This is a genomic window from Parafrankia sp. FMc2 (assembly GCF_041008525.1).
In the GTDB taxonomy this organism is placed as follows: domain Bacteria; phylum Actinomycetota; class Actinomycetes; order Frankiales; family Frankiaceae; genus Parafrankia.
In genome coordinates this window covers 18687-27157 of sequence record NZ_JBFLUG010000101.1, presented here as the reverse complement: position 1 = coordinate 27157, position 8471 = coordinate 18687, and the positions used below count along the sequence as shown (strand labels likewise).

Annotated in this window: 4 protein-coding genes; all 4 read right to left on the bottom strand. The window is 74.4% G+C overall.

What is annotated here, in order from left to right:
- Positions 1-86 precede the first annotated feature (86 nt).
- Complete coding sequence (locus AB1460_RS26450; protein WP_368964820.1) at positions 87-851, bottom strand: ABC transporter permease; 765 nt, start codon at positions 849-851, stop codon at positions 87-89.
- A gap of 9 nt (positions 852-860) precedes the next feature.
- Positions 861-1892 (bottom strand): ABC transporter substrate-binding protein, encoded by a 1032-nt coding sequence (locus AB1460_RS26445; protein ID WP_368964819.1) that lies wholly within the window; start codon positions 1890-1892, stop codon positions 861-863.
- A gap of 204 nt (positions 1893-2096) precedes the next feature.
- Positions 2097-3587 (bottom strand): FAD-dependent monooxygenase, encoded by a 1491-nt coding sequence (locus AB1460_RS26440; RefSeq protein ID WP_368964818.1) that lies wholly within the window; start codon positions 3585-3587, stop codon positions 2097-2099.
- Positions 3588-3633: 46 nt separating this feature from the next.
- A complete protein-coding gene (locus AB1460_RS26435; RefSeq protein WP_420497373.1) occupies positions 3634-8439 on the bottom strand; it encodes a type I polyketide synthase in 4806 nt (1601 codons plus the stop codon).
- Positions 8440-8471 lie beyond the last annotated feature (32 nt).

Genomic DNA, 8471 nt, shown 5'->3' with positions numbered 1-8471 from the left:
CTGCGTGAGCTGCAGAGTGTGTTACGGGCCAGTTGCGGGGGTGGGCTTGGACATCGACACGGGCGCGGGACCGGGCTGGGGAGTGGTCATCGTGCCTCCACCCCCGCACGCCAGCCCAGGAGCACCCGTTCGAGGATCCGCACGAGGACGTCCGACACCACACCGAGAACGCCGTACAGCAGCACGCAGGTGAAGATGATGTCGGTCTGCAGGTACTGCTGGGCGCTGCTGAGCAGGTACCCGATGCCGTTCCGGGAGTTGATCGTCTCGGCGATCACCAGTGCCAGTACGGAATAGGCAAGTGCGAAGCGCAACCCCACCAGTGCCGACGGCAGGGCACCCGGCAGCAGCACATGGCGCATTGCCGACAGTGATCCCACCTCCATCGAGTCGGACATCTCGAGGAGCTTTCGGTCGACGCCCCGTACCCCGCTGTAGACATTGAGGTACATGGGGAAGAAGCAGGCGCTGGCGATGAGCACGATCCGCGGCGTCTCCCCGATGCCGAACCAGACGATGAAAAGACCGGTCAACGCGAACACCGGCACGGTGCGCACGATCTGGATCGTGAGGTCGACGGTCTCCTCCGCGAGCCGCCACAACCCTGCCGCCAGGCCGACCAGCAGCCCCAGGCCGGCGCCCAGGGCCAGCCCGGCGAGCGCGCGCAGCAGCGAGACGCCGACGTTGTCCTGCAGGGTTCCGTCCCGGGTCAGCTCGACGAAGGTGTCAGCGATCCGTTCCGGCGAGGAGTAGAGCCGCTCGTCGATCACGTCGGTGCTGGCCAGCACCTGCCAGAATGCCAGCAGCAGAACCGGTACGCAGGCCCGGCGCAGGGCGGTGGCGAATCTCATCGGACCGGCTCAGCCGTTGTCGATACGTGCGTTGTACCTGTCGGTGATGTACGTCGAGAAATCCTTTGTGCTCGGCTTGATGTTGCCGAGCTCCACCTCGAGGTCATAGGTCTGGGTGAGCCCGTCGGTGACCTCCCTGCTGATGGGAACACCCTTGATCTCCCCGACGGCGTAGAGCGCCTTGAGGATCGGGGCGGGAGCACCCACCAGCTTGGACTGGGCCTCGGCGAGCTGGTCGACGTTGTCCTGGCCCCACGCGTAGCCGGCCTCGGCCCGGTGGAGGAAGTCGACGATCGCGGCCTCGCGGGCCGGGTCACCCAGCGCCGCGGCCGACCCCGCCCAGAGGTTGTTCCCGCGCCACGGACCGGAGCTGCCGTCGACGACGAAGCGCGCCGCGCCGCTGCTGACGAAGGAGTACACCGGAGCGCTGCACCCGGCCCAGGCGTCGACCTGGCCGCTGCGGTAGGCGGCCACCACGTCCCCGACGGTGGCGAAGTTCACGACGTCGGCGTCGTCGAAGTAGGTGAGCCCCTCCTTCTCGAAGGCGTTGATCGCCACGATCTCGGAGCCGGCGCTCTTCAGGTTGGCGATCTTCTTGCCGACCAGGTCGCGGACGGTGCGGATCGGGGAGTCGGTGGGGACGACGATGCCGCACCAGGCCCGCGGGATCTCGACCGCGCGGATGGCGGTGATCGGCAGGTCGGCCGCGGCGAAGGCCGAGAACCCCACGTCCCCGGCGAGGACGAGATCGGCCTTGCCGGAGGCGAGCACGGCCGACGTCTCCGCGGCACTTGCCACCGTGATGTAGTTGACCTTGTACGGAGTGTCTGCCACGCCTGCCGGTTCGAGTTCTGCTTCCGAGAGGCGCAGGGGATCAATCACATTGAGCGTTACCTTGCTCAGATCCACCGCCCCCCCGGCTGCCGCTGCCGGTGCCGGCGAGGCGTCGGCGTCACTTCCCTCCGACCCGCACGCGACCGTCAGCAGTGTCACCAGCCCCAGCCCGATCGCTGCCCGCGTCGCCCGTTTCGTGCGTCCCATTTCCGACGTCCCGCCCCACTGGTTCGGATTCCCTGGTATCTCGACCGGCTAGGTGAACTCCAGACGGCATCGCGGACTATATGAGAGTCGATTCCGTTTGGGCAACATTGTGGCCAGGCGTCATGATTCCTGTGCGGACGGTTGGCGGCCGGTCGGGGAATGTCCGTGTTTCGCCCGGCCTTCAGGGTGCGGCCGCGGGGCGGCTCAGGACACCGGACCGCCGTCTCCGGCGCCGAACCAGGCGGCGAGCGCGGCGGACAGGCCCTTCACGTCCGTCGGCTCCCCGGCGCCGGCGGTGTCGAGCCAGGCGACGTGCCCGTCCGGTCGCACCAGCACCGCCCGCGCGGCCGGGGCTGCCGGGGCGGCGACGGGCGTGGCCGCGGGCGCGGTGACGACGTCGACGCGGGCCTTCCAGTCGGCGGCCACCGACAGATCGGCCTCGCCGCCGGAGCGGTCCAGCAGGGCGCCCCGGCCCGCCCGCAAGGGCGCCGCGACGGCGGCAAGGTCGTCCACCCGGCCGCCGAGCAGGGCCGGGTCCGCCGACTCCCCGAACGCCTCCAGCCGGTAGCGGACGTCGGTGACGGGCCGGACGAGCCGGCGCACCACCTCCGGGATGTCGGTGAGCTCGCCGAACAGAGACCGCAGCGGGCGGACCGTCTCGTACGGGTGCAGAAGCGTGAGCTGGGCGAGCATGACCTCGGCCGCGCGTGCACCGACCGGGCGGCGCTCCTGGTCATAGCTGTCGAGGAGGTCCGGCGGTGCCCATCCGGACAGCTGGGCGGCCAGCTTCCAGCCGAGGTTCGCCGCGTCGTTCAGACCGGTGTTGAGCCCGTGGCCGACCGCGTGGAAGTGGACGTGGGCCGCGTCGCCGGCGAGGAACACCCGGCCGTTGCGGTAGGAGGTCGGGATCCGCGTGACGTTGCCGTAGCGGGCGAGCCAGCGCGGCCGGCCCTGCTCGATGTCCGCGCCGGTCACCCGGCGGACGCTCGCCCGCACCTCGTCGAAGGTGACCGGCTCGTCGTGTCCCGGCGTCGGCCGGTCGAACTCGGTGGTCATCACGACGTGGAACGCGGCGTCCGGGAGCGCGCCGAACATCCCGCCCGGCCCGGTCGTCCCGCTGGGCGGCCCCTGGAAGTCCTCGACGTGGGCGACGGTGCCGTACCAGGACGGGCCCACCGCGGGTGCCTCGAACCCGGAGACCTCGCGGACGGTGCTGTTCTGGCCGTCCGCCCCGACCAGGTACGCGCCCCGGATCTCGGTCCCGCCGCCGTCCCCGTCCCCGTCGCCGTACGGCCGGACGCTGACCGTCACGCCGTCCGCGTCCTGGGCGACCCCGACGACCTCGGTGCCGGTGCGCAGGTCGGCGCCGAGTGCGACCGCCCTGTCGGCGAGCAGCCGCTCGACCCGGCTCTGCGGCACGATCAGCCAGTACTCGCTCGGGTCGGCGAGGGTGAGGTCCAGCGGGAAGTGCGCGAAGTGCACGAAGGGCCAGCGGGGCAGCTCGCCGAGTTCGTCGAGCAGGCCGCGCTGGGCGAGCAGGTCGACCGAGCGGCCGTGCAGCAGCCGGGAGAAGGACTCGGTGTCGCGCTCGGGCCGTCGCTCCAGCACGACCGTGGGCACGCCGGCCAGGCGCAGCTCGATGGCGAGCAGGAGACCGACCGGTCCGCCGCCGGCGATGATGACCGTCTGTGTCATGGTGACTTTGGCTCCTTGTAGGTCGGTGCCGTGGTGCCGCGCGCCCTCAGGCGCTGGCGGGGATGGCCGGGGCCGCCAGGAACCGGGCCAGCGAGGTCGGGGTCGGATAGTCGAAGATCGCGGTGGGGGGTAGCGCGAGGCCGGCGAGGTCCTGGAACCGCTGGTTGAGCTCCAGTGCCGTCATCGAGGTGAAGCCGATCGCCAGGAACTCGGCGTCGGCCTCGACGTCCTCCGCGGCGGCGAACCCCAGCAACGCCGCGGCCTGGTCGCGGACCAGGTCGAGCAGCACCCGCTCCCGCTCCGGGCCGGTGCTCGCCGCGAGCCGGGCCGTCCACTCCCGGGCCGGCGCCTTCCCGCCACCGCGCCCAGCACCACCGTCGCCGTCGCCGTCTTCGGACCAGGCGCCCCGGGCTGCGGGGATCTCGCGGAACAGTCCGGCCGGCCGGGGCCGCGCGGCGTGCAGCACGGCCCAGTCGACGTCGGCGAGGACCAGCCGCCCGCGGTCGGGTGCCGGTGCCCCGGACCGGTCGTCGAGGACCTCCGCGAGCGCCTCACCCAGCACGTCGAGCGCGAGGTCGACGGGAACCGGCCGCAGCCCGGGCGCGTGGGTGGGGGCGGCCGGGGGTGACGTGTCGCCGTCCCGCCACGGCCCCCAGGCGACGCAGGCCCAGGGGAGCCCTTCAGCCCGGGCGCCCGCGACAGCCGCATCCACCCAGGCCTCGAGCTCCGCGCGTTCGGGCGGCCCGTCGAGGTCGACCACGGCGGACGTCGGCGCCAGCACCAGGACCGCGGGCGCTGCGCCGCCGGCGGCGGGCGTGCCCGCGGTGGCCTCGCGCAGTGCGCGCAACGACGCGGTGGCCGCGTCGGCGGGCAGGTCGGGCAGTGCGTGCACGACCGCGACCAGCGGGTACCCGGCCGGGATCGCGGCGACCAGCATGGCGAGCGCCTTCGCGTCCCCCGGCTCCCAGTCGACGACCGCGGTGCGGGAGCCGGCCGCGGCGAGCTCCACGAGCAGCACGTCCTCCGGGCTGCCCGGGCTGACCGGGGCACCCGTCGGTTCCCGGGTGAGTACCAGCCGCTGGGCGCCGTCGCGGGCGAGCCGGCGCGCCACGTGCGCGCCGAGGCCGGTCGTCCCACCGGTCACCAGGACGGTGCCCGGCGGCAGCCGGTCATCGTCCCGCCGACCCTTCGACGGGCCGGTCGGCTGTGCGGCTGCGGCCCGCGCCGGGGCCGGCACCGGCCGCAGCCTGCGAGCGAACAGGCCCTCGGCGCGCAGGGCGATCTGCTCCTCGGTCCCGCCGGCCAGCGCCCGGACCAGCTGGCGCACCCCTGCGAGGCCGTCCCCGTCGTCCCCGTCGTCCCCGGCGTCCCCGTTCGCGACGGTCCCGTCCGTAGCGGGCAGGTCGACCAGACCACCTGGACGGGCCGGCCGGTCGGCCGTGAGCCGGGCCACCAGTCCCCACACCCCGGCCTGGGACGGATCCGGCGGCGGGTCGGCCGCGACCGCGGCGACGGCGCCCCGCGTCACCGTCCACACCAGGACGTCGGGCCACACCGGGACGTCGGGCCACACCGGGACGTCGGGCCAGGCCTCGCCGACGGGGTCGAGGACAGCGGCGGTGGCGGGCGGCTGCCCAGCTGTGCCGCCCGGCCCGGGCAGTGCGCGCAGGTTCAGCACGCCCGCGGGCGTGCGCGCGTCGGCCGTTCCGTCGTCGACCGTCGCGCCGTGCCGGCGCAGTTCGGCGTCGATCGCGGTGACCAGGGGTTCGCCGGCCTGGTCCGGGCGGATCAGCAGCACCCAGCGGCCGTCGAGCCGGCCAGCGGCGGCGGAGGTCGCGGCGGCGGTGTCGCCCACCCGGCTCCAGGCCAGCCGGTACCGCCACTGCGCGGAGCGGCGCCAGGCCGCCAGTGATGGCAGCACGGAGCGCAGCGGGGCGTCCGGGTCGACACGCAGCGTCGCGGCGAGCGCGGTCGCGTCCGCCGTGTCGACGAGGTCCCAGAACCGGCGCTCGCCCGGCCGGGCCGGTTCGCCGGCCCGGCCGGCGTCACCCGGGTCGGCGGGCCGGCCGGTCAGTGGGACGTCCAGCCAGAAGCGGCGGCGGTCGAAGGCGTAGGTCGGCAGAGTCACCCGGTTCGGCGCGTGCCGGGCGTACAGCGGAGTGAAGTCCACCGGGTGGCCGTGCGCCTGCAGCGCTCCGAGCGCGAGCAGCAGTGCCTCGTCGTCGCCGCGGTCCGGGCGCGCGGTTGCCACGACGGTCCGCCGCGCGGCCCCGGACGGCCGTTCGGCGAGGACGCGTCCGGTCAGGGTGGTGAGGGTCGCGTCCGGGCCGATCTCGACGAAGGTGTCGACGCCGAGGTCCGCGAGCGCCGCGACGCCGTCCGCGAACCGGACGGTGGCCCGCAGGTGACGGGTCCAGTACTCGGGTGTGGTGATCTCGTCCGGGCTGGCCGGCCGGCCGGTGACGTTGGAGATGATCCCGATGGTCGGTGGACGGAAGGTGACCGTTGCCGCCACCGCGCGGAAGGCGGGCAGCAGCGCGTCGGTGTGCGGGGAGTGGAACGCCCCGGAGACGGTGAGCCGGCGGACGCGGCCGCCGCGGTCGCGCCAGATCTCCTCCACCTCCGCCAGCGCCGCCGGATCGCCGGAGACCACCAGCGAGCGGGCGGCGTTGACGGCCGCGACCGAGAGCCGGTCGGCGCGGTCCGCGAGCAGGTCGGCGATCTCCTCCTCGGTGGCGTCGAAGCCGCTCATCGCCCCCGCGGGCAGGCCGGCCATCAGCCGTGCCCGGGCGGCGACGAGCACCGCCGCGTCCGCCAGGCTGAGGACGCCGGCGACGTGCGCGGCGACCAGTTCGCCGACCGAGTGGCCCGCCACCTGGGCGGGACGGACGCCGAAGCTCTCCACCAGCCGGAACAGCGCCACCTCGTGGGCGAACAGCGCCGGCTGCGTGTAGCGGGTCTGGTGGATCAGTGCGGCGGTCTCCGGGGCGCTGCGCGGGTCGGCGTGCACGACCTCGCGGAGCGGGCGGTCGAGCTGCGGGTCGAGAGCGGCGAGGACCTCGTCGAAGGCATCGGCGTACACCGGGTGGCGCTCGTACAGCGCCAGGCCCATCCCCGGCCGCTGGCTGCCCTGGCCGGTGAACAGGAACGCCGTCGGCCCGGTGGGCCTGCGCCGCCCGCGGGCCACCGAGACGTCCGGGCTGCCGGTCTCCAGTGCTCGCAGGGCGCGCAGCAGCCCGGCCCGGTCGGCGGCGACGAGAACAGCGCGCTCGTCGAACCGCGTCCGCGCGGTGGCGAGGGAGTGCGCGACGTCGACGGCACGCAGACCGGGGTCGTCGACGAGGTGGGCACGCAGCCGCGCGGCCTGCCCGGCCAGCGCCGCACCGGTCCGTGCGGACAGCGTCCACGGCAGCGGCCCGGCGGCCCACCCGTCGGCCTCGCCCGCCGGTGGCTCGCCAACCGTCGGCTCGACGGCCTGCTCCAGGATGACGTGGGCGTTGGTGCCGCTGATCCCGAACGACGAGACGGCGGCGCGGCGCGGCCGGTCGACGTCCGGCCAGGGCTGTGGGTCGGTGAGCAGGCTGACCGCGCCCGCCGACCAGTCCACGTGGGAGCTGGGCCGGTCGACGTGCAGCGTCGCCGGCAGCCGGCCGTGGCGGATGGCCTGGACCATCTTGATGATGCCGGCGACACCCGCCGCGGCCTGGGTGTGCCCGATGTTCGACTTGATCGAACCGATGTGCAGCGGCCGGCCGGCCGGGCGGTCCTGGCCGTAGGTGGCGAGCACGGCCTGCGCCTCGATCGGGTCGCCGAGCGTCGTGCCGGTGCCGTGCGCCTCCAGGGCGTCCACCTCGGCCCCGGACAGCCGGGCGGTGGCCAGGGCCTGGCGGATGAGTCGTTCCTGTGACGGCCCGTTGGGTGCGGTGAGGCCGTTGCTCGCCCCGTCCGAGTTCACCGCCGTGCCCCGGACGACCGCGAGCACCGGCCGCCCGGCGCGCTGCGCGTCGGAGAGCCGTTCCAGCAGCAGCAGCCCGGCGCCCTCGCCCCAGCCGGTGCCGTCGGCGGCGTCCGCGAAGGCCTTGCAGCGCCCGTCCGGCGCGAGCCCACGCTGCCGGCTGAACTCGATGAACACCGACGGCGTCGCCATCAGCGTGACCCCGCCGGCGAGCGCCAGCGTGCACTCACCGGCCCGCAGTGCCTGCGCGGCCAGGTGCACGGCGACCAGCGATGACGAGCAGGCGGTGTCGATGGTGAGGGTCGGCCCCTCCAGGCCGAAGGTGTAGGCCACCCGGCCGGAGGCGACGCTGCCGGCGCTGCCGCTGCCGATCTGCCCCTCCAGCTCGGCCGGCGGATGTCCGAACAGACGGGCACCGTAGTCGGCGTACATGACACCCGCGAACACGCCGGTCGGGCTGCCGCGCAGCGACTCGGGCGCGATGCCGGCCCGCTCGAACGCCTCCCACGCCGTCTCCAGGAGGAGCCGCTGCTGGGGGTCCACGGCCAGTGCGTCCCGCGGGGAGATGCCGAAGAAGGCGGGGTCGAAGTGGTCGGCGTCGGCGACGAACCCCCCCGAGCGGGTGTAGAAGGTGCCGACCCGGTCGGGGTCGGGGTCGTAGAGCGAGGTGAGGTCCCAGCCGCGGTCGGCGGGGATCTCACCGACCGCGTCGACGCCGTCGTCGACCAGCCGCCACAGCTGCTCCGGGGTGGTGACGCCGCCGGGGTAGCGGCAGGCCATGCCGACGATGGCGATCGGCTCGGTCTCCCGGGCCTCGAGGTCGCGAACCCGGCGGCGGGTGCGCTCCAGTTCGGCGGTCACCCGCTTCAGGTACTCGACGAGCTTGTCCTCGCTCACCATCGGAGATCTGCTCCCGGGTCGGTCAGGGG